This window comes from Malonomonas rubra DSM 5091 (assembly GCF_900142125.1).
Classification (GTDB): Bacteria; Desulfobacterota; Desulfuromonadia; order Desulfuromonadales; family Geopsychrobacteraceae; genus Malonomonas; species Malonomonas rubra.
This window is the reverse complement of record NZ_FQZT01000008.1, coordinates 96,968-117,424: the sequence shown is the minus strand read 5'-3', so window position 1 is coordinate 117,424 and position 20,457 is coordinate 96,968. Positions and strand designations below refer to the sequence as shown.

General features: G+C 51.8%; 21 protein-coding genes. 11 read left to right on the top strand and 10 right to left on the bottom strand.

The window, feature by feature from the left end:
* Nucleotides 1–42 precede the first annotated feature (42 nt).
* Nucleotides 43–456, bottom strand: a complete 414-nt coding sequence (locus BUB13_RS11920) for a hypothetical protein (protein WP_072908990.1) — start codon at nt 454–456, stop codon at nt 43–45.
* Nucleotides 457–487: 31 nt separating this feature from the next.
* Nucleotides 488–769, bottom strand: coding sequence for a DUF3144 domain-containing protein (locus BUB13_RS11915; protein ID WP_072908989.1), 282 nt, complete (start codon nt 767–769; stop codon nt 488–490).
* A 479-nt stretch (nt 770–1,248) separates the two neighbouring features.
* Between BUB13_RS11915 and BUB13_RS11910 the strand changes: the two genes are divergently transcribed.
* Both BUB13_RS11910 and BUB13_RS11905 read left to right on the top strand, forming a co-directional pair.
* Nucleotides 1,249–1,653, top strand: coding sequence for a hypothetical protein (locus BUB13_RS11910; protein WP_072908988.1), 405 nt, complete (start codon nt 1,249–1,251; stop codon nt 1,651–1,653).
* Nucleotides 1,654–1,706: 53 nt separating this feature from the next.
* The gene (locus BUB13_RS11905) at nt 1,707–1,919 is read left to right on the top strand and encodes a hypothetical protein (RefSeq protein WP_072908987.1); all 213 of its coding nucleotides are present in this window, start codon (nt 1,707–1,709) and stop codon (nt 1,917–1,919) included.
* A gap of 279 nt (nt 1,920–2,198) precedes the next feature.
* Here the strand turns inward: BUB13_RS11905 and BUB13_RS11900 are convergent, their stop codons facing one another.
* From BUB13_RS11900 to BUB13_RS11880, 5 genes are all read right to left on the bottom strand, one after another.
* Complete coding sequence (locus tag BUB13_RS11900; protein WP_072908986.1) at nt 2,199–2,924, bottom strand: ABC transporter ATP-binding protein; 726 nt, start codon at nt 2,922–2,924, stop codon at nt 2,199–2,201.
* Nucleotides 2,924–3,721 carry an ABC transporter ATP-binding protein gene (locus BUB13_RS11895; RefSeq protein WP_072908985.1) on the bottom strand — a complete coding sequence of 266 codons (798 nt, stop codon included), beginning with the start codon at nt 3,719–3,721 and terminating at the stop codon, nt 2,924–2,926. The genes BUB13_RS11900 and BUB13_RS11895 overlap by 1 nt, the downstream gene beginning before the upstream one ends.
* Nucleotides 3,721–4,791, bottom strand: coding sequence for a branched-chain amino acid ABC transporter permease (locus tag BUB13_RS11890; RefSeq protein ID WP_072908984.1), 1,071 nt, complete (start codon nt 4,789–4,791; stop codon nt 3,721–3,723). The genes BUB13_RS11895 and BUB13_RS11890 overlap by 1 nt, the downstream gene beginning before the upstream one ends.
* A 15-nt stretch (nt 4,792–4,806) precedes the next feature.
* Nucleotides 4,807–5,718 (bottom strand): branched-chain amino acid ABC transporter permease, encoded by a 912-nt coding sequence (locus BUB13_RS11885; RefSeq protein WP_072908983.1) that lies wholly within the window; start codon nt 5,716–5,718, stop codon nt 4,807–4,809.
* Nucleotides 5,719–5,827: 109 nt separating this feature from the next.
* Nucleotides 5,828–6,967 (bottom strand): ABC transporter substrate-binding protein, encoded by a 1,140-nt coding sequence (locus BUB13_RS11880; RefSeq protein ID WP_425269184.1) that lies wholly within the window; start codon nt 6,965–6,967, stop codon nt 5,828–5,830.
* 439 nt (nt 6,968–7,406) lie between these two features.
* Between BUB13_RS11880 and BUB13_RS11875 the strand changes: the two genes are divergently transcribed.
* A complete protein-coding gene (locus tag BUB13_RS11875) occupies nt 7,407–9,548 on the top strand; it encodes an FAD-dependent oxidoreductase (RefSeq protein WP_072908981.1) in 2,142 nt (713 codons plus the stop codon).
* A 36-nt stretch (nt 9,549–9,584) separates the two neighbouring features.
* Here the strand turns inward: BUB13_RS11875 and BUB13_RS11870 are convergent, their stop codons facing one another.
* Complete coding sequence (locus BUB13_RS11870) at nt 9,585–10,946, bottom strand: aldehyde dehydrogenase family protein (protein ID WP_072908980.1); 1,362 nt, start codon at nt 10,944–10,946, stop codon at nt 9,585–9,587.
* A 242-nt stretch (nt 10,947–11,188) separates the two neighbouring features.
* Complete coding sequence (locus tag BUB13_RS11865; RefSeq protein WP_072908979.1) at nt 11,189–11,506, bottom strand: hypothetical protein; 318 nt, start codon at nt 11,504–11,506, stop codon at nt 11,189–11,191.
* 210 nt (nt 11,507–11,716) lie between these two features.
* Between BUB13_RS11865 and BUB13_RS11860 the strand changes: the two genes are divergently transcribed.
* From BUB13_RS11860 to BUB13_RS11840, 5 genes are all read left to right on the top strand, one after another.
* Nucleotides 11,717–12,472: a GGDEF domain-containing protein gene (locus tag BUB13_RS11860; RefSeq protein WP_072908978.1), complete on the top strand. Its 756-nt coding sequence runs from the start codon at nt 11,717–11,719 to the stop codon at nt 12,470–12,472.
* A gap of 163 nt (nt 12,473–12,635) precedes the next feature.
* Complete coding sequence (gene bioA, locus BUB13_RS11855) at nt 12,636–13,922, top strand: adenosylmethionine--8-amino-7-oxononanoate transaminase (RefSeq protein WP_072908977.1); 1,287 nt, start codon at nt 12,636–12,638, stop codon at nt 13,920–13,922.
* Between the two features lie 185 nt (nt 13,923–14,107).
* The gene (locus tag BUB13_RS11850) at nt 14,108–14,350 is read left to right on the top strand and encodes a hypothetical protein (RefSeq protein WP_072908976.1); all 243 of its coding nucleotides are present in this window, start codon (nt 14,108–14,110) and stop codon (nt 14,348–14,350) included.
* 39 nt (nt 14,351–14,389) lie between these two features.
* The gene (locus BUB13_RS11845) at nt 14,390–14,797 is read left to right on the top strand and encodes a DUF302 domain-containing protein (RefSeq protein ID WP_072908975.1); all 408 of its coding nucleotides are present in this window, start codon (nt 14,390–14,392) and stop codon (nt 14,795–14,797) included.
* A 150-nt stretch (nt 14,798–14,947) separates the two neighbouring features.
* A complete protein-coding gene (locus BUB13_RS11840) occupies nt 14,948–15,265 on the top strand; it encodes a DUF134 domain-containing protein (RefSeq protein ID WP_072908974.1) in 318 nt (105 codons plus the stop codon).
* Nucleotides 15,266–15,371: 106 nt separating this feature from the next.
* Here the strand turns inward: BUB13_RS11840 and BUB13_RS11835 are convergent, their stop codons facing one another.
* Nucleotides 15,372–17,585, bottom strand: a complete 2,214-nt coding sequence (locus BUB13_RS11835; RefSeq protein WP_072908973.1) for a TIGR03545 family protein — start codon at nt 17,583–17,585, stop codon at nt 15,372–15,374.
* A 183-nt stretch (nt 17,586–17,768) separates the two neighbouring features.
* On the opposite strand from BUB13_RS11835, the gene BUB13_RS11830 reads away from it, so the two are divergent.
* The 3 genes from BUB13_RS11830 to BUB13_RS11820 are packed head-to-tail and all read left to right on the top strand — an operon-like array spanning nt 17,769 to nt 20,363.
* Nucleotides 17,769–18,260 carry a CBS domain-containing protein gene (locus tag BUB13_RS11830; RefSeq protein ID WP_072908972.1) on the top strand — a complete coding sequence of 164 codons (492 nt, stop codon included), beginning with the start codon at nt 17,769–17,771 and terminating at the stop codon, nt 18,258–18,260.
* 49 nt (nt 18,261–18,309) lie between these two features.
* Nucleotides 18,310–19,638, top strand: a complete 1,329-nt coding sequence (locus BUB13_RS11825; protein ID WP_072908971.1) for an ArsB/NhaD family transporter — start codon at nt 18,310–18,312, stop codon at nt 19,636–19,638.
* A gap of 41 nt (nt 19,639–19,679) precedes the next feature.
* A complete protein-coding gene (locus BUB13_RS11820) occupies nt 19,680–20,363 on the top strand; it encodes a metal-dependent hydrolase (protein WP_072908970.1) in 684 nt (227 codons plus the stop codon).
* The last annotated feature ends 94 nt before the right edge of the window (nt 20,364–20,457 follow it).

Sequence of the window (20,457 nt, the reverse complement as noted above, 5' to 3'; positions counted from 1 at the left end):
GGGGAGACGATGAGTTTGCCGGCTGCGATAGTCTGCTAGTTTTTATTCCTGTTCATATTCTTCAACCTGGGTTACCCCTGAAAAACTAAAGTCTTCGCCCGCTAACCAGTCAGATTCCTCTGGAGAGAAAATTCCGTTGTCCAGCTTGTAGCGAATTTTTACCCCTTCAGGCAGGGTTTTGAGCTCTTCATCCAGCTGAGTCTGTTCGTTTTCAAACCCGCAGGTCGTGACAATGACTTCTTTTCCTGTTTTCTTTTCAACCGCCAGAATCCTGGACTTTTTTCTGACAATGTAGTTTTTATCCCCGACTCTTATCTTTTGCGGTGAGCCTCCAGGCTTTGCCAGGAAAGAATGCTTCGATTTTGTTGCTTTGTAGACAAGCCAGCCTCCCACCACGACAAATGGAATTAGCGAAAGAATTATTGTAACTATTGAATTCACCTTTTCTGGCTCCATCCTTTAATGCTTAACGAGTCATGAACCCTGTTTATTTATTTTCCTTTTGCTGAAGGGCAACGTACTGGTCCAAATTTTTTTGCAGCATAGTGTTGTACTGCTCTGTAAACCAGGCCAATGCGTTTACTCTCTCTTCAGCCAGATTCGCAGTGCTAAGGGATGCTTCGTGGGCACTGAACCTTGCAGCGGCATAGCGAAACGCCGCCCCGACTTTCGGCAGGTTTTGGTCGTTATTTTGAACTAATTGGTTTGCGACAGAGATAAACTTATCGGCCATATCAAACAGTTCTTTCTCAGTAATTTTTTCGCTCATATACTTTTCCTTTCACGCACAATTTTTGCTATCTAGCAGCAATGAAACAACCTGTGAATTAAAAAGTCACCGTAGTTTAAACTAACAGTGACTTTTTGTCTCAATCAAACATCCTAACGAATCGAGAGCATAAGGGCAAACCTGCAACCCCAAGTAAGCTTTCTTCACCCTTGGCGGCTGATGTGATGGAGGCTTCTTAACAGGATAGTTAGTGGGAAAGTGCAGGCGTAAAAGGTGCCTGCCCCTTTTTTTCTCCTGACTATCTTTATTGTGTCTAAAGGAGTAAGCTTAAAAATCTGCTGACAGCCGTTCCTTTCTAATACGACGCCAACCCTTCCATCCGTATGGAGATGTACGATAAGGACTGAAAAGAACAATACGCTGTCTGTATAGAATTAACCTGTCAAGCGACTCTTTTATTCCAGCTGTCTCCCTGGGCTTTAGAGGCCATAACTTGGCTCAGCCAATGGGAGTTTATAATGCCCGATACGATCCTCGCCCCTGGTGACCAGATTCAGGCCCGTTGTACCAAGTGCAAACTGAATACCGAATCGATAATTGTTAGTCTTGTGGACAATGTGCCGGAAAAAGTCGAGTGCACCCTTTGTAGCCGCAAGCATAAGTACAGGCCGCCTATTGCGCCCAAAAGGGCCTACACCAAACAAGCGCCGCGAAAGGTCGAAAGCGAGCAGAAGAAGTGGGAGAATCAGCTTGCTGTCGCTGATCAAAGTAAAGTCATTGAGTATTCAATGGCCGCACCTTATAAGCCTAATGCCCTGATCAGTCACCCGGTTTTCGGTCTCGGATTGGTACAGGGTAATGCCGGTTCGCGAAAAATTGAGGTACTTTTCTCAACAGGCAGAAAAATCATGCGTTGTAAATAAACCCTCTGCGCGATTGTGTCATACCGGAAACTAACCCATGAAAAGAGAACATAATGAGTATTTGTGAGCAATGTAAAGAACAGGGCAAGAAAAACAGCAGGAGCAAACCGCATGAACAATTGAGCAAAGTTGGTGAACAGCGGATATTCAAAGGTGTTAAGTCCAGAAGGTTTGAAGAGCAGGATTACCAGTGTCAGACTTGCGCAGCTAAATTTACCCAAAGTAACAATAAAAATGATCTGGCCTGGACCCTGTGGCAGAGTTGATGTTCCAGCAGAATGCGTTTTGTCGAACTTTCATAACCACCCATTTTTAGAGGGGCGATTTTTTCTGTCGTTCGCGTTGTTTTCCAGAAGGAGATGGTGATGACAAGTTCGATGGGACAGGTGCTCCAGCAAGCAATTCAAGATGATGACAGTTCGCAAAGAGATCTGTATTTGACCTTTCATGTTCCTCTCTTTTAATTCTTTCTGACAAAAAGCCACTGCTGTAACTAACAACAGTGGCTTTTTGTCAGAATAGAACCAAAATCAGAAGTGTAAATTTTATCCCCCCAAGTAAGCTTTTTTCACCTCCGGGTTCCCCAGCAATTCCTCGCTAGTCCCCTCGGCGACAATATTGCCGGTGTCGAGTACATAACCCCGATGTGCCAGGTGGAGTGCCAGATTCGCATTTTGCTCAACCAGCAGTATGGTCATCCCTTCTTCATTGAGTTGCTTCAGTTTGCGAAACAGCTCGTATTTGAGCACCGGCGCCAGACCCATTGAGGGCTCGTCGAGCAGCAGGATTTTACAGCCGGTCATCAGGGCGCGGCCGACGGCGAGCATCTGCTGTTCACCACCGGAGAGAGATTCGCTGCGCTGGTTTCGACGTTCTTTCAGGCGAGGGAACAGCTCGAATATTCGCTCGTACTCAGAATCCAGATCGGCACCTTTTTCGCGGGCGTAGGTCGCCAGCTTCAGGTTTTCCATGACCGTCAGATTACCGAAGATCCGCCGTCCCTCGGGGGAGAGGGCGAGGTGCAGTTTTTTCACCACGTCGCTCGGGCGGGTTTTGAGGATCGATTCGCCCATAAACTTGATATCGCCACCGACAACGCGCGGTGCTTCCGGCGGCGGCAGACGGGTGATGGTATAGAGGCTGGTGGTCTTGCCGGCACCGTTGGCACCGATCAGGGTGACGATCTCGCCTTCGTTAACATGAAAGCTGATCCCGTGCAGCGCCTGAATATTACCGTACTTGACTTCGAGATTTTCGACTTGCAGCAGCATCAGATATTATCATCTCCCAGGTACGCGGTGATAACCGCGGGGTGGTTGCGGATTTCTTCGGGATCGCCCTCGGCGATGGTTTCACCGAAATCAATGACCTTGATCTGTTCGCAGAGTTCCATCATGACGTCCATATGGTGCTCAATCATCCAGATGGTGACGTCGAACTTCTCATGGATCCAGCGCACCAGTCGGATCAGGTCTTTCGCATCGGCCGAGTTGAGCCCGGCAGCCGGCTCATCCAGCAGGAGCAGCTTCGGGTGGGTTGACAGAGCGCGAGCGATCTCCAGTTTGCGCTGGGTTCCGTAGGGCAGGTTCTTCGGGAACTCGTCGGCGAATTGCATCAGGTCGAAGACTTCCAGCAGCTCATAGGCTTCTTCGGAAATCTGTGCCTCGCGCTGCTTGTACTGTTTGGTGCGGAAGACGCTGCTGAAAAAGCCGTAGTTGAGCCAGTAGTGTTGGGCCACGCGGATGTTGTCGAGCACCGTCATGTCGTTCCAGAGGCGAATGTTCTGAAACGTCCGGGCGACACCGAGCGAAGTGACCTTGTGTGGCTTGAGGCCCGCCGTTGGCTGGCCGTTGATGAAGATCTCGCCGACGGTCGGCTGGTAAAAGCCGCTGACCAGGTTGAAGACGGTGGTCTTGCCGGCACCGTTCGGGCCGATTAGTCCGGTCAACTCTCCCGGCATCAGCTTGACGTTGAAGTCGGACACGGCGCGCAAGCCGCCGAACTGCTGGGTCATGCCGCGGACTTCGAGAACCGGTGTGGTGTCTGTTTGTATTTGTGTCTGTGCCATCATTTAAACCTGTAAAACTTCTTCAACTTCGGGAACACGTCGCTCAGCTCGCGGTTACCCATGATCCCTTCCGGGCGGAACTGCATAACGATGACCAGCAGCAGCGGGATCATCACCCACTTGATGACACCTGCAGAGGGTTCCCAGTCGGGGAACATGAAGGTTATCGGTGACACCAGGCCGTCGATGATCGCTTGTGAGCGCAGGATCTCCATCAGTCCGGTGAACAGGATCGCCGAGATGATGGCGCCGGAGAGCGAGCCCATACCGCCGAGGTAGACCATGACCATCGCTTCAGTCGATTTGAGGATGTTGAACGACTGCGGGTTGACGTAACCGATGATGTGCGCGTAAAGGCCGCCAGCGCAGCCAGCAAGGCCGGCAGCGACCATAAAATTGATGATTTTGATCTTGTTGGTGTTGACGCTCATGATCTCGGCGGCGACTTCGTCCTGGCAGATGGCGTTGACGCCTTTGCCGTAGGTCGAGCTGATGAAGCGTCGGATCACCCAGACGTTGAAGGCGGTGAACAGGATCACCCAGAACAGCATCCAGGGACCGTCGAAGATATCGATCATCGCCCAGTAGGTGTCTTTCATCCCCTGGAAACCGCGTGAGCCGCCGATGAAATCCATGTTCTCCAGCGCCGAGATGATCATGTAGTTGACAGCAATCGAGATGATCGCCAGATAGTCATCGCGGGTTTTAAACGATGGGATCGACACCAGCAGCGAGGAGACGGCAGCGACTGCACCACCGATCAGCAGAATGAACGGGAAAACAAGCAGCACCGAGCTGGCGGGCAGCATCGGATCGCCGAGCTTGGTGCCGAAACAAAAGACCGAAATGACCGACGAAACGTAAGCGCCGACGCACATGAAACCAGCGTGGCCGCAGGTAAATTCGCCCATGTTGCCGTTGACCAGGTTCAAACTGGTCGACATGATGATGTTGATGCCGATGGTCATAACGACAATCTGGATGTAGTTGTCGATCCAGCCGAAATGGGCCGCGACCAATAGCAGCATGGCAACGAAGGCCATCAGAACGTTGAGAGAATACTGTCTCATAGATATCTCTCCCAACTAAATCTTGGTCGACTGCGGGATACCGAACAGACCGGTCGGTTTCATCCACAGGATCAACAGCAGAATGGTAAAGGCGAACAGGTCGCGGTATGTAGACGGGAAAACCGTGACCACCGCTACCTCGATCGCGCCGAGTAGAAAGCCGCCGACGAACGCGCCTTTGATATCGCCGATACCACCGACGACGGCGGCGATAAAGGCCTTCCAGCCAATCAGCATGCCCATGAACGGCTCCAACACCGGGTAGCTCATGGCAAACAGTAGACCGGCCAGTCCGGCAAATCCGGATCCGAGGATAAAAGTAATAACGATGATGTTATCCATCGGAATGCCCATTAGCGGGATGGCGAACTTGTCGTAGGAGATGGCTCGCATTGCCATGCCGACCCGGGTGCGGGTGACCACCCACTGCAGGAACAGGAAAACGGCTATGGCAGCGACGATAACCAGTACCTTCAGGTTGGTGATGGCGACTCCGCCGACGTTCCAGATCTGCTTGTCAACCAGTTCCGGAAATTTCAACCGACTGGCACCCAAGACCGCCAGGTTGGAGTATTCGAGGATCAGTCCGCACATCAGGGCCGTGATGACCACGTACAGCCGGTGAGCGCCTTTCCTTCGCAGCGGGCGATAGGCGATCCGCTCCAGGGTGACGCCGACGCAGGCTGTTAAAATCATGGTCAGCGGCACGGTGAGCAGGAAGGTCATCATCGGCGAGAGCCCGGCGAGCGGGCCGAGCAGGAACCCGGCGACAAAAAAAGAAATGTAGGCGCCGACCATGAAAATATCGCCATGGGCGAAGTTGATCAGACGCAGAACCCCGTAGACCAGGGTGTAGCCGAGGGCAATGAGAGCGTAAAAGCTCCCCCACTGCAAGGCGTTCAAGACATTCTGAAAAATAAAATCCACTGAACTTTTTCCTTGGGTAATTCTTTAAAGCGTGCAACGGCCATAATTGACGCAGTAAAGCGGGGGTCCGAAGACCCCCGCACAGTACAATACTTATGTTCTTTTTTTATTACTCGGGGCAGACAGATTCCTCAAACTGGAAGCTACCGTCGTTGGCCACCTTAACAACGACAGCGCACTTGATCGGGTCTCCCTGCTCGTCGAATTTTGACGAACCGGTGATGCCGTCAAACGACTTGATGGCGGCCAGACCGTCGCGGATTGCTTGGCGCATTTTACGTGGGTTCTTCTCAACCTTGCCGGCATTCTTGATGCCTTCAACCAGCAAGCCGATGGAATCCCAGGTCAGAGCAGCGTAATCAGCCGGCTCAGCACCATACTTTGCCTTGTAGCGGTCGATGAAAACCTTGGTGGCGCCGGTGGCACCAGCGGCAGCATAATGGGTGGAGAAATATTGGCCGTAGCACTCTTCGCCACAAAGCTTGACCAGGTCAGGAGTACCCCAGGCATCACCGCCCATGAAGGGGCCCTTGTAGCCGAGGTCACGTGCCTGCGGGATGATCAGGGCAACCTGGTTGTAGTTGTCCGGGACAAAGATGAAGTCCGGGTTTGCTTTGATAATGGTGGTCAGTTGAGCCGAGAAGTCCTGGTCCTTGGTGCCGTGAGATTCGTAAGCGACAACCGGACCGAGACCTTTTGCGTCCCAGGCAGCTTTGAACGCTTCTGCCAGGCCGACGGAATAATCGTTGGAAATGTCGAAGAGAACCGCAGCAGTTTTAGCGTTATATTTTTTTGCTGCAAAGTTGGCTGCAACTGGGCCTTGGAAGGGGTCGAGGAAAGCAGCGCGGAAAACCCAGGGACGATCCAGGGTGGTGTTCGGGTTGGTCGACCAGGGGCTGATCATCGGAACGCGGTTGTCGTTGGCGGTACCACCGCCTGGAACAGCCTGCTTGGAAGAGTTCGGGCCAATAATGGCAACAACTTCTTCCTGCTCGATCAGCTTCAGGGCTGCGGTAACAGCAGATTCGGCTTTCGACTCGTTGTCCATGTAGACGAACTCGAGCATGTATTTTTTGCCACCGACTTCGACGCCGCCGGCACCGTTGATATCGGCCAGGTACATTTCGGCAGCGTTTTTGGAGCCTTCACCGACTTCCGGGATATCACCGGTCATCGGGATGTTGAAGCCGATTTTGATGGTGTCGGCTGCCATTGCCGGAATAGCCAGCATCATGGCGATAGTGGTCATCAGCAGTGTAGTCAGAACTCTTCTCATAAAATTCCTCCGTATCAAGTGGTGATGAAAACCGCAGTTGCAGATGCAAACGCAGCAAAAATAAAAAGCCGCCCAGTCGGCTCTTTCTGTCCAGACTTTTGGCGGCATCGTTGCACACCCGGATAACCGGCGTTGGCTCCTCCTGTGTAAAGTCGAGTAAAACTCTATGTCATGAAGACGTATCATTTTTCATCTTTGGAAAAAATGCAACAAATTTTGTGAAAATTAGTTTAGCCGCGATGAACTTTGTTTTTTAAAGGAGCTACAGCGATGCTGCGGAATAAAATTCACGCTAAGACATCCCACAAAAGGAAAAAAACAGCTATCCTTTAGATGACTAATCTACTCAACAAATTTTATAGCACAATACTTGGCAAAGAAAACAGCCATGGTGAGCCAATAGAGGAGAAAAATGAAAAATCGTACGATGAAAATGATCCTGCTTGCTGTTATTGGCCTGTTGGTCATGGCCTTTTTTCTTTTCGACCTGGGGCAGTATTTCACCCTGGAGTACCTGAAAAGCCAGCAGCAGGGTTTCAACGATTTTTATCTGCAGAACAAGCTGTTAACCCTCGGTATCTATTTTTTCATTTATGTTGCGGTGACAGCCCTCTCTCTGCCGGGTGCAGCTGTGATGACGCTGGCTGGCGGTGCGCTGTTCGGTTTCTGGGCGGCGCTGATCGTAGTGAGTTTCGCCAGCAGTATCGGTGCGACATTGGCGTTTCTGGTTTCCCGTTTTTTACTGCGGGACTGGGTGCAGGGCAAATTTGGAGACAAGCTGCAGGCGATCAACCGGGGGGTGGAAAAAGAGGGCGCGTTTTATCTCTTTTCGCTACGGCTGGTGCCGCTCTTCCCGTTCTTCGTCATCAACCTGGTGATGGGGTTGACGCCGCTTAAAACCTCTCTTTTCTACATCGTCAGTCAGATCGGCATGTTCGCCGGGACGGTGGTTTACGTCAACGCCGGAACCCAGCTTGGCCAACTGGAGAGCGCTGCGGGCATTCTATCGCCCGGTATCATCTTCTCTTTTGTTCTGCTCGGGATCTTCCCGCTGGTGACGAAAAAAATTCTCGGCATTTTTCAGGCGCGAAAGGTTTACGCTGGTTATCAGCGGCCGCAAAAATTTGACTATAACCTGGTCGTGCTTGGTGCCGGCAGTGCCGGACTTGTGAGCAGTTATATTGCCGCAGCAGTCAAAGCGAAAGTGGCGCTGATTGAAAAACACAAGATGGGCGGCGATTGCCTGAATACCGGTTGTGTGCCGAGTAAAGCGTTGATCCGCAGCGCCAAGATGCTCTCTTACGCCAAACGGGCCAAAGAGTTCGGTTTCGAAAAAGCCGAGGTCGAGTTCGATTTTGCCCGCGTGATGGAGCGGGTGCAGCAGGTGGTGGAAAAGGTTGAGCCACATGATTCGGTGGAGCGTTATACCGGGCTCGGTGTTGAGGTCATCGCGGGCGAAGCGAAAATCACCTCGCCCTGGACGGTTGAAGTCAACGGACAGGTGTTAACGAGCCGCAGCATCATCATCGCCACCGGGGCGCGCCCTTTTGTTCCGCCGATTAAAGGCCTGGATCAGGTTGAGTATCTGACCTCCGATAACCTCTGGGGGTTGCGCGAATTGCCGGAAAAACTGGTTGTTCTTGGTGGTGGCCCGATCGGTAGCGAACTCACCCAGGCCTTTGCCCGACTCGGGAGCCAAGTGACCCAGGTAGAGATGTTGCCACGGATTTTGAGCCGTGAAGATCCCGAGGTTAGCGCGTTCGTGCAGGAGAAGTTTGTCAGTGAAGGCATAACCGTTCTGACTGGCCACGCGGCTAAAGAGGTGCAGGTTGCTGAGGGCAGACAGGTCCTGGTTTGCGAGCATCGGGGAGAAACGGTTGAAATCGAGTTCAGCCATCTGCTGGTCGCGGTCGGTCGCAAAGCGAACGTGACCGGTTTTGGACTGGAAGAGCTGGGGGTGGAACTCAATAAAAACGGCACGGTTGCCGTCGATTTGCTGTTGGCGACCAACTACCCGAATATTTATTGTGCCGGTGATGTCGCCGGACCTTACCAGTTTACCCACACCGCCAGCCACCAGGCCTGGTACGCATCTGTCAATGCCCTGTTCAGCGGTTTCAAGAGCTTCAAGGTCGACTACCGGGTCATCCCCTGGGCAACCTTCACCGATGCTGAAGTGGCGCGGGTCGGGCTGAATGAATTCGAAGCGACAGAACAGAAAGTTCCTTTTGAGGTCACCCGTTACGGTATTGATGATCTCGACCGGGCGATCGCCGACAGCGAGGACCATGGCTGGGTCAAGGTGTTGACCAGGCCGGGCACGGATAAAATTCTCGGTGTGACGATTGTCGGCACCCACGCCGGTGACTTACTGGCCGAGTACGTGCTGGCGATGAAGCACAACTTGGGCCTGAACAAAATCCTCGGCACTATTCACACCTATCCGACGTTGGCAGAGGCGAACAAGATGACGGCCGGAATCTGGAAGAAAGAGCACGCGCCAGAGAAGCTGTTGCAGTGGGTGGAGAAGTTTCATGCCTGGCGGCGGGGTTAGGGGAGCAGCCGCCAGGCAGGAGAAGGGAATCGTGGTTTATGCCCAGATTTCGTCGTCGCTCGGGATCAGTTTGTCTCTTTGTGGGTACCCGACTTGGGAGACATTGATCAAATGCTTGTAGTCGAGGTTTTCCGAGATCGAATTGTTGCCCCATGAGCCGCAACCAAGAGTTGTCGTCGGCGCGAAACCGTTATAGAGGCTCCCTCCCGCGGTGGTAGAACTGGGCTCGTTGACAACAAGGCGACTGATCGGCAGTTCGATGCCGGCGCTTTCGATATGTTCGTCGTTATTCGAGTGGATCGCCGCCGAATGGCCGGCACCCTCGATGGTCAGGTTCTTCTTCGCAATGGCGAGTGCTTCACTGAATGAATCGTACTGGAAGGTGGTTATGACAGGAAACATCTTCTCTTTACGTAGAATGTCATCATCCCGGTCGTTTGAGCGCAGCAGAATCACTTTGGCCTCTTCCGGAACCTCGACGCCTGCCAGTTCGGCGATCCTGGCAACGCTCTGACCAACCGCGTTCAGTGATAAGTGGCCTTCTTCAAACAGCGCTTGGCGAAACTTATCGACGGTCGCCTGTTCTTCAATATAAAAAGCTCCGTTGGCCGTGAAAGCTTCTATCACCTCGGTATATTTTTCTTTCGGGGCGATGATTGTTTGCTCGCCGGAGCAGATAATGCCGTTGTCGAACTTCCGGCCGTAAATCACTTTCTGCGCCGCATCGTTGTAGTCGATATCTCGATCCAGTAAGACCTGTACATTGCCCGGCCCGACACCGTACGAAGGTTTGCCGCTACTATACGCTGCCTTCACCATTTCCGGGCCACCGGTTGCTACCAGAACATCGACTGTTTTCATCAATTCCTGGGTCAGTGCTAGGGAGGGCTCTTTAATGTACTGCAGCAGGTTGGCGGGGGCGCCCAGTTTGTCGAGTTTTTGCTGCATCAGGCGGGCTGTTTTTCCGGTAATTTTTTTGGCCCGGGGGTGAGGTGCGATAATGATGGAATTGCGTCCTTTGAGCGCATACATTGCATTGCACATCAGGGTGACGACCGGGTTTGTTGTCGGCATGATCGCACCGACAACCCCCTTCGGTTTGGCGACATAGACGATACCGCTGGTCAGGTCGCGACCGATGACGCCGACCGATTTTTTGTCTTTTAAATGATTCCAGATGACCTTCGATTTGCCTAGGCACTTGGCAACTTTGTCTTCGTAGACTCCCATTCCGGTTTCTACGACGGCCTCGTAAGCAAGCTCATGGGCGTGGTCGTAAACAACTTTTGCGATGACTTTGACGATCGCATCGACACCTGCCTGATCAAAAGATTCAAATGATCTCTGGGCGATACGAGCTTTTTTCATCATTTTTTCAATTTGGGTCGGTGCTGCCATCTGAAAAATCCTTTCTCTACCTGAAGCTGATACTTGATGTTTCACTGGAAACAGACCCAGGCGTTACAACTTCAAAGGAGTAAGCAGCATTGTAGAGTTGAAGCCAGCGGGGGCCTGTCAATGAATATTATCACTGTTGTGTGAAAAATTACCATAAAATAAAAGGTGGGGGCAGCATTCTGGGTGGGAAGTGCCTGGCAACGCGAGCGGTGATTTGGCCGTGCGTCACCAGGCTGAAAAGATCAGAAGGTTATGACCTCGTAACCCTGCTTGATGAAGTTCGAAATGTATTCGCCAACGTAGATGATGTTAGCTCCCTTTGCTTTCAGTTCCTCGGTAATCTGCATGTCGTCCGCGACAAATTTGCAGTAGGCGGCCTCATTCTGCTGCAGCAGCTCAAATGTCTCGGGGTGTTCTAGCAGCAGACGTTCACTTTCACCGAAAATGACAAACTGCACATCATCCAGCCAGCCGAATTTGCGGGCGTTGGTGCCATACAGAATGCCAGGTTGCAGTTTTTCAAGGTCGCCGGAAGCGAGCCAGATGAGAACTTTTGCCATAAGCTTTCTCCTGATTTCTGTTGGGTAACTGTAACTATTTTACTCCAATATAGCAGGGGTGGCAGATGATTTCACGTTTTCAGAGCAGCTGACAGTTCATGTGGCCTGCAACGATTGGTGCAGAAGTGAAAAAGACAGGACAGCCGCTTGTTCGATCTGTTAAGAATGGTTCAATATGTCTGGAAGCACCTTCTCGCTCAACGGTACATTATGAAACCTATAATTTTTTCTCTTCTGCTGCTATTGCAATTTTTTATCGGGGTCATCTTCGCCCAGCAGGACGGAGATCAGGTGACAGTGCTCGCCTCCGGCCCCATGAATCTTTCGGGCTGGTCGGTCTTTCTGTTAGCGGCGGTGGTTTTTGCTGCCGGTTTTTATTGGCAACGCAAGCTCTCGGTTGAGCGCGCCCGTACTGAAGATGTACGCGCAGAACTGGATGTCGTTAAAGCAGAACTGGAACAGAAAACTTTGGAACTGCAGCAGCTTGCCACCGTTGATTTCCTCACCGGGCTGTATAATCGTCCCAAACTGGAAGAGAGCCTGCAGAGTGAGCTTGATCGAGCTGAGCGTTATAAGCTGATGTTTGGTGTGGTGTTGTTCGATATTGATCTATTCAGGCAGGTCAATGACACTTATGGGCCCGATGTTGGTGATCGGGTTTTGCAGGAAATCGCTGAACTGCTCGCTTGCAATACCCGCCTGACCGATACGGCCGGTCGCTGGGGAGGGGAGGAGTTCATCATCATTTGCTCGGAAACTGAGGAAACGGGACTGCTGCGATTCGCGGAAAAGCTCAGGGGCATTATCGAAAGCTACGATTTTCCGACCATCGAGAAGAGAACGGCCAGTTTCGGGATTTCATTATTTCACCAGGGAGATGACAAACGGGCCATTGTCGGTCGGGCTGAAGAGGCTCTTTGTCGCGCGAAAGAGGGTGGACGCAACCGGGTGGAACTGAAACGCTGAGTACTGGCCAGCGATTTTCGTTCCACATATCACAGCAGTTCGCGAGATTTGAATTTATCTGTTTTCATGCTCACATTCTTTTTTTTTCCCATTCATTTTTTCCGGAACCTTTATACAATCACTTCTTTAAACCCTTTGCCGCAGCTTTTGCGAGGATCTGCTGATGAGTGACAACGCTGAAAACTGGATCGATTTCGACCGCAACCACCTCTGGCACCCGTACACCTCGATGACCGATCCGATGCCGGTTTTTCCGGTCGTCTCAGCCAGCGGGGTGCGCTTAACCCTGGAGGATGGGCGGGAGCTGATCGATGGCATGTCCTCCTGGTGGTCGACGATCCACGGCTACAATCACCCGCGCTTGAATGCTGCAGCGAAAGAACAGCTGGAAAAAGTGTCGCATGTGATGTTCGGTGGTTTGACTCATCCTGCTGCTGCCAAGCTGGGCAAGCTGCTGGTTGATCTCACTCCGGACCCGTTACAGCATGTTTTCTTCTGCGACTCCGGGTCGGTGTCGGTTGAAGTTGCGATCAAGATGGCGATTCAGTACTGGCACGTCTCGGGAAAACCGGAGAAATCGAGGCTGTTAACCATCCGCAACGGTTATCACGGTGATACTTTCGGGGCGATGTCGGTTTGCGACCCGGTGACCGGGATGCATCATATTTTCAGTCATCTGTTGCCGGAGCACCTGTTCGCCGATGCCCCGACCTGCCGGACCGATAACGACTGGCAGGATGAGGATATTGCTGGCTTTAAAGCTTTGGTCGAACAGCATCATGGCGAGATTGCCGCGGTGATTTTAGAGCCGATTGTACAGGGCGCCGGGGGAATGCGTTTTTACGCACCGGAGTATCTGAGGCAAGTTCGTCAGCTCTGCGACCGGTACGATATCCTGCTGATTGCCGATGAAATAGCCACCGGTTTCGGCCGGAGTGGCAAATTGTTTGCCTGTGAACATGCGGGAATCTCGCCCGATATCCTTTGCCTCGGTAAGGCGATCACCGGTGGCTACATGACCTTGGCAGCGACATTGGCGACGACAACCGTGGCCGAAGTTCTCTCCTCTGGAGACCCCGGAGTTTTCATGCATGGCCCCACTTTTATGGGAAACCCTCTTGCCTGTGCTGTCGCCTGTGCCAGCATTGAACTTCTGTTGGAGGGCGATTGGCAGAAGCAGGTCACCCGTGTCGAAGCCGGGCTGGAAAAAGGGCTGGCTCCCTGTCGCGGCTTGGCAGCTGTGGCCGATGTCCGCGTCCTGGGCGCCATTGGTGTGGTCGAAATGAAGCAGCCGGTCGATATGCGTAGAATCCAACCGATGTTTGTTGATGAAGGTGTCTGGGTGCGCCCTTTTGGTAAGCTGGTTTACGTGATGCCTCCCTTTGTTATGACAGATTCAGACCTGGCTTTTTTATCATCAGCGATCTGCCGGGTCGTTGCTGCACAATAAAAGCTTTTCCCGCTAGTGATCATAATCCACATTTTTTTGTGTGAATTTTCTGTTTATACATATTGACATCTGAATGCCTTTGCTCTATTTTGTGCATATGCACGAAACTTGGAGGGTGCTGCTCCGCGTTTTAAACGAGTTGAAATGCGTGAGCCCCTCAAAACCATCAGAAATGGAGATTTTATATGCGTGGACAAGGTAGAGGAATGGGACAAGGTAAAGGCCAAGGCCGTGGAATGAATTGTCGTGCTAATGGGCAAGGCCGGGGTTTGGGGCGTATGCAAGGTCAGGGTCGTGGCCAGGCTTGTGGGGCAGGACGTGGCCAAGGGCAGGGCTTCCGCATGCAGACCGCAGAATCTGAGATTGCCGAACCAGGTATGGGGCGTGGCATGGGCCGTGGCCGTAATGGAATGGGTTTCGGAGGCTGAGGCCTCCTTTCTACTTGAATAAAACTGAGGGAATGAAAAATGTCAGCATCAATCTATCATGCAGAGACCAGTAAACCAGTCGATCAATTTATCAAGGATTTTGCGGTTGCGGCAGACAAGCGGGGCTTTCTGATCCACAACGAAGACAAGATGGAAATGGCGCATACTTTTGGCAAGCACGGTGTCGAAGTTGCCGAAGGGTTCGACATGCACATGGTTCAGGTTTGTAAGCCGAATAAAGCAGCCATGACCCTGAGCAAAAACCCGGAACGCTGCGTTCTGCTGCCGAAATTTGTTTTTGTTTTCACCAAGGACGGAACCACCGCTGTACGAATGCTGCGTTTCAGTGCTGAACGAGTTGCTGAATTGATCGATGATGCTGAATTCCCGAATTCGGTTGTTGAAAGTTTCAACACGATTATTGCCATGATAGAAGAGGCTCTCTGATCGTTATTCTGTCGTGTAATGAAAAGCAGCTGTTGTTCCGACAGCTGCTTTTTTTATCCGAAACGGATCATCCATTGTTTCATCGACTCTCTTCGGTTATTTTCTGTTGACCAACCTTTAAAGCTCATTCTGTTTTACATGAGGGATTAAATGTCTCCACGTCCTAAAAAACTTCGCAACTGTTGCCCCAGCCGTCAGCCGGAGGATCTGGTTTTTAAACCGGCAGGGACCCCGATGAGTAAACTCGAAATTTTATCCCTGGCGGTTGATGAGCTGGAAGCGATCAGCCTGTGTGATGGCGAGGGTCTGACGCAACAGGAAGCCGGTGAGAAGATGGGCATCTCCCGGGGGACCGTACAGCGGCTGGTGACGAACGGGCGGAGAAAAATCGTCGAGGCTATTTTGCAGGGCAAAGCGCTGGAAATTCACATTCCCGAAACTGACGCGGACGAGGAACCAGGCTGCTGAAGAGACACATCGAAATAGATTCGAAACAACAGCCCTTTTACCTCGCTGAAATGTTCGCACGGCAAAAGGGCTGTTTTGTGTTGACTGTTTGTAGAATGAACCGTCTTTAGAACCCGAACATCTTTTGTATCTTTGATCCTCCGGTCGTTTTTCCCAACGAGCCGGCACTGCCGCTCAGGTCCGTGAGCGCCTTGCTGCGGTCGCCCAGCAATCCCTCGATATCGACCAAGTTGCCCGCAGTTCCCTTGAGAGTGCTGAGCTTGTCGCCCATCTGCCCGTCGAGCTTTGATTTAAGTTGCTGCTTGTAGACCAACGCTTCTTTGGAGAAGCTCTCGCCAAGGCCTTTGGCGATCTTGCCATCGAGGTCGGTCGCGACTGAAACCGTCGGCTGCAGTAATGTCCCCCCGAGATCGACATTCGTTTTAAAGGCGTTGATCCCTTTCAGTATCCCCGCTGCCAGATTCATCATCTTGCCTTCGCCTTTGAGGTCGATGACAGTGTCACTGAAAGCCAGGCTACTGGCTCCCGCGAGCGCTTTCATGCCCTCCAGAGAGACTTCGCCGTTGAAGGCGAGCATACTTTTGCCGAGTTCGAGCGTTTCGAACTTCATCGGTTCAAGAGGCAGCCCGGCTGAGGCGAACCGGATGCGGTTGGTGACGGGCTCGCCCAGGCGATTATCCTCGCCGCTGATGACCAGCTTGCTGACCTTCGGCCCATCACTGTTCATTGTGAAAGTCAGCGGGCGACCAAGCTGCTTTTGCTGGTCGGTGATATCATTGACCTGCGCTGAGAAGGTCTGTCCTTTCAAAATCCCGTCGACGACCATTTTGGCGATCCAGAGATCTGGGTCCGGCTGGGTCAGCGGATATTTCATCCAACGCCCTTCTCCTCGCGGCGGAACCGGCGGTTTTGGTTCACTTTGCAGATAGGGTTCGGCCATCGTGTAGTAACGCCGTGCCTGCGCGATATAGGTCTTGATCTGATCTTCGAAAATCGCCCCGATGATGTTCATAGCTCCACCACTGGAGAGGTCGTAGGCCGATTTAAGCTTGTTGAAATCTTCTGCTGATGCCTTTCGCATGAGCGCGTAGAGCTCTTCGATCCGCTTGCGGTCTTTGCTGAAATCGGTTTTGACCGTTTCGAGCCGTGTTTTGTAGGTATTGACCTTTTCCTGAAAAGCTTTCACATCTTTCGCCAGCGCGATCAACTGTGCCGGATCTTTGCTCTTGCTGTTTTGTTTCAGCGCGTCTAGCTCGTTTTTTAGTTCATCAAGCTTTGCGGTCGATAAATCGTCGCCCTTGGCAACCTCTCCCCATTTGGCGATGATCGCTTTGATCTCCTCTTGCGCCTGGTTATAGGCTGTGACTATTTTCAGGTCCGCCTTGGCCAGCAGGGATTCGGGAGTGGGGAGCTCGAAGCTCGGTAAGCCGAAGCCACCGGAACCTGCGTTGGCATTTTTTTCTTTCGCAGGCGGGGCAGGATCTTTTTTCATCGTTGCCGGAGTCTCAAACCCCATTCCACTGATGGTGATATGCTCGATATGGGTGCGGTTTAGCAGCAGGGCGTTCAAATCGATATCGATGGCGGCCCGGTCAAACGAAACCGCATCGACTCCCTCCTGCTCGCTCGCGATTTCGAGCCGATCGATGGTTACGGAACCTTCAGAGAAGCTGACGTTGACCCCGCCAACACGCAGGTCGCGCTGCAGCAGGGCGCTGCCTCCTGCCTCGAGGCTCCATTTTGCCAAGGGGTCTACCAGCACAATAGCGATAAAAGCAACCAGCCCTCCCAGCACGACGAAGATGGCTGCTCCCCACCAGCGCAGTAACGGATCGCGCTTTTCAGTGCTCTTAAGGATGCCGAAGAGCCCAAGCTTCGGGGCTTTTTCCAGCAGGGCAGACAGCGCCGTGCGGTAATGGTTGATCGCCCATCCCAGCGCAAAGTAGAGAGGGACTGCCAATGCCAGTGCCACAACCGTGGACCCGGCGACCAGGGTGTTGTTGAAGTGGGTCATGCGCATCAGGCCACTGTTGTACCATGTGGTCCAGATTCCCTTGAGCCCTTCACTGCTCAAGATTGCGTAGCCAATCTGCTCGAACCAGGGGTCGAAGAGATAGCCGACTCCGGCGAATACCGCCGAAGCGACAAAGAATAGCCCCAAATGAATGTTAAGCAAAAAAACGAGGAAAAGGATGAGGATAGACTGGATTCCCGAGATGGGTGTGAGACCTGCAATCATCCCCAGTGTTATTGCCAGAGTGACCTGCCAGGGAGTCTGCGCCGAGTTGAGCGCTCTGAAAAGCTTCAACAGGAATTGCATAAAGTCCTCCTTCTATAATCGCAAATTTTAACACACTCTGGCAGTGTTGCGATTATCACGAGAGACAGTCTAGAAGTTTTTAATATCACTTGTTTTATCCTGTTTTTAAGATAAGTTTTTAACTGACTGCTGGATGGCTTTTTAGTGTCATTGTGGACCTGTTGCTAGAGGAAGGAAATTGGAATGAAGGTTTCAGAATGCATGAGAACAGAAGTTCTCCTTGCGGGAAAAGACTGTGATTTCAAGATGCTGCTTTGCAAGATTACTTCTTCAAACCCACGTCAGGTTTATGTTGTTGATGAAAAATACAAACTGCTGGGGTTGGTGACGTCGATGGATTTATTACGGGAGATTATCCCTTCATACCTGAACGCGGACTTGGCGCGTTCTTTTACCGACGAGGCGGATTTTTTGCTGAAGCGGGTTGAGAAGGTTAAAAACAAAACGGCCGAAGAGATTATGGTCACGCGGTTTGTTTACGTTCATCCACATCACCAACTCCTTGAAGCCGATGCGTTAATCGCTGAAAAAGGCTGTAATACTTTGCCGGTCATTGATGCGCAGGGGCGACTTTTAGGTGAGGTCAGCCGGCGGGATATTTTAATCCGACTGGTCCATTCTTGCCCCGACTGGGGGGCAGAGAAGAATCAATTGGTTGATCTGGCTAAGTTGTAACGGGTATCGGCATGCTGCCACACTGGCAATTCTCAATTTGGAGACTGTGATGTTCTGGATCGCCACAGCTATTTTCTTTGTATCCTACGTGCTGATCATTTCGGAAAAAGTCCATAAAACAAAAGTTGCCCTCTTTGGCGCTGCCTTGGTGATGATCACCAAAGTGCTGCTCCAGGAGGAAGCGTTCAACGACATCGAACTGGGGGTCGACTGGAATGTTATTTTCCTGCTGATCTCAATGATGGTCATCATCAACATCATGACAAAAACCGGGGTATTCCAGTACGTGGCGATCAAATGTGCCAAGGTTGCCAAGGGGGAACCGTTCCGCATCATGGCCTTGTTCGCAGTCATTACCGCGATCGGGTCCGCTTTTCTGGACAACGTCACCACGGTTCTTTTGCTTGCTCCGGTCACTCTGTTGATCGCTGAACAACTGGAGATTGATCCGATACCCTACCTGATCACCGAAGCGCTGGCCTCCAATATCGGTGGCACCGCAACACTGATCGGCGATCCTCCGAACATCATGATTGCATCCAAAGCCGGCCTCAACTTCATGGATTTTATTTACAACCTGAGCCCGGCAATCATCATTATTTTTCTCTGTTGGATGCTGGCGTGGAAGCTGCTTTTCGGTAATCGCCTAAAGGTCAAGGCGGAGTTGAAGGAGCGGATCATGTCCCTGGATGAAAGGGAACAGATCAATGATGCGGGGCTGTTAAAAAAATCGCTACTGGTTCTTGGCTTGACTATCCTCGGCTTTATCCTCCATGGCCTTTTCCATTACGAACCGGCCACTGTTGCGCTGATGGGGGCAACAACTCTGTTCTTCATTTCTGGCGAGGATCCGCACACAATACTGGCAGAAGTGGAATGGCCAACGATCTTTTTCTTCATTGGCCTGTTCATTATTATCGGAGGAATCGTCAAAGTTGGACTGGTAGAGGACATGTCCCGCGCTATGATCAACGTTACCAACCCACAGCCGCAGGATATGACTTTACTCAGCATGGTTATGCTCTGGTTTTCAGCAATAAGCTCTGCTGTAGTCGATAATATTCCTTTTGTGGCTACGATGAACCCATTGCTGATCGATATGGCTCACAAGGTCTACGGTGTCGAGGCAGGAATGGCGACTATCGATCATATTCAGAACCCAGCGATGATGCCGGTCTGGTGGGCCTTGGCTCTTGGTGCCTGTCTCGGTGGTAACGGCTCGCCGATTGGTGCTTCAGCCAACGTCATTGTTGTCGGGCTGAGTGACAAAGCGGGACACAAGATCAGCTTTGTTCAGTTTCTCAAGTACGGGCTGCCCGTTATGTTTTTGACCATAGCTCTGTCGATGGTCTACCTCTATCTACGATATTACTTTTAGCGCGCCGGTTCGTTTTGTATCGGATTTGGAAGGGAACTGAAATGAACAGACTAACATGGTACGGCCACGCAACCCTTGGCCTGGAAACGGATGGGCACCATTTGGTGATAGACCCCTTCTTCGAGGGAAATCCAGTTGCCTCAACAACGGCGGATCAGGTCGAGGCCGATTTTATCCTTGTCAGTCATGGCCATGGTGATCACATCGGTGACACGGTAAGGATTGCCAAACGCACTGGAGCCGTCGTGATCAGTAATCACGAGATAGCCATCTGGCTGCAAAAAAATGGGCTTGAAAAGGTTCATGGACAGCATATTGGCGGTGGCTACAGGCACACGTTTGGCTACTTGAAACTGACATTGGCCCTGCATGGCTCTCAGTTACCAGATGGTTCAGATGGCGGCAATCCATGTGGATTTCTGTTGACGGCCAACGATGGAAAGAAAATCTACCTGGCCCAGGATACCGGGTTGTTCGGTGACATGAAATTGATCGGCGAGGAAGGGATAGATGTTGCGGTGCTCCCCATTGGCGACAATTACACCATGGGACCTGGCGACGCTTTGAGGGCGGTGAAAATGCTCCAACCGCAGACAGTAATTCCCATCCACTACAATACGTTTGATCTGATCAAGCAGGACGCCAGCGCTTGGGCCGCGCGGGTGGAGACTGAGACCGATAGCAAGGTTGCAGTTTTAAAGCCTGGCGAGCAGTTCAATTTTTAGGAAGCTCCAGGCTGTCACGTTCTGATTTCGGTAATTAATTCTTTGAGCCCAGTTGTTACAGCATCCAAAGTCACTGGTTCGCGGGTAGGGTATG

Coding starts and splice junctions, on each gene's coding strand:
- BUB13_RS11920 (WP_072908990.1), bottom strand. CDS start 456: ATGGAGCCAGAAAAGGTGAATTCAATAGTTACAATAATTCTTTCGCTA.
- BUB13_RS11915 (WP_072908989.1), bottom strand. CDS start 769: ATGAGCGAAAAAATTACTGAGAAAGAACTGTTTGATATGGCCGATAAG.
- BUB13_RS11910 (WP_072908988.1), top strand. CDS start 1,249: ATGCCCGATACGATCCTCGCCCCTGGTGACCAGATTCAGGCCCGTTGT.
- BUB13_RS11905 (WP_072908987.1), top strand. CDS start 1,707: ATGAGTATTTGTGAGCAATGTAAAGAACAGGGCAAGAAAAACAGCAGG.
- BUB13_RS11900 (WP_072908986.1), bottom strand. CDS start 2,924: ATGCTGCTGCAAGTCGAAAATCTCGAAGTCAAGTACGGTAATATTCAG.
- BUB13_RS11895 (WP_072908985.1), bottom strand. CDS start 3,721: ATGGCACAGACACAAATACAAACAGACACCACACCGGTTCTCGAAGTC.
- BUB13_RS11890 (WP_072908984.1), bottom strand. CDS start 4,791: ATGAGACAGTATTCTCTCAACGTTCTGATGGCCTTCGTTGCCATGCTG.
- BUB13_RS11880 (WP_425269184.1), bottom strand. CDS start 6,967: ATGACCACTATCGCCATGATGCTGGCTATTCCGGCAATGGCAGCCGAC.
- BUB13_RS11875 (WP_072908981.1), top strand. CDS start 7,407: ATGAAAAATCGTACGATGAAAATGATCCTGCTTGCTGTTATTGGCCTG.
- BUB13_RS11870 (WP_072908980.1), bottom strand. CDS start 10,946: ATGGCAGCACCGACCCAAATTGAAAAAATGATGAAAAAAGCTCGTATC.
- BUB13_RS11865 (WP_072908979.1), bottom strand. CDS start 11,506: ATGGCAAAAGTTCTCATCTGGCTCGCTTCCGGCGACCTTGAAAAACTG.
- BUB13_RS11860 (WP_072908978.1), top strand. CDS start 11,717: ATGAAACCTATAATTTTTTCTCTTCTGCTGCTATTGCAATTTTTTATC.
- bioA (WP_072908977.1), top strand. CDS start 12,636: ATGAGTGACAACGCTGAAAACTGGATCGATTTCGACCGCAACCACCTC.
- BUB13_RS11850 (WP_072908976.1), top strand. CDS start 14,108: ATGCGTGGACAAGGTAGAGGAATGGGACAAGGTAAAGGCCAAGGCCGT.
- BUB13_RS11845 (WP_072908975.1), top strand. CDS start 14,390: ATGTCAGCATCAATCTATCATGCAGAGACCAGTAAACCAGTCGATCAA.
- BUB13_RS11840 (WP_072908974.1), top strand. CDS start 14,948: ATGTCTCCACGTCCTAAAAAACTTCGCAACTGTTGCCCCAGCCGTCAG.
- BUB13_RS11835 (WP_072908973.1), bottom strand. CDS start 17,585: ATGCAATTCCTGTTGAAGCTTTTCAGAGCGCTCAACTCGGCGCAGACT.
- BUB13_RS11830 (WP_072908972.1), top strand. CDS start 17,769: ATGAAGGTTTCAGAATGCATGAGAACAGAAGTTCTCCTTGCGGGAAAA.
- BUB13_RS11825 (WP_072908971.1), top strand. CDS start 18,310: ATGTTCTGGATCGCCACAGCTATTTTCTTTGTATCCTACGTGCTGATC.
- BUB13_RS11820 (WP_072908970.1), top strand. CDS start 19,680: ATGAACAGACTAACATGGTACGGCCACGCAACCCTTGGCCTGGAAACG.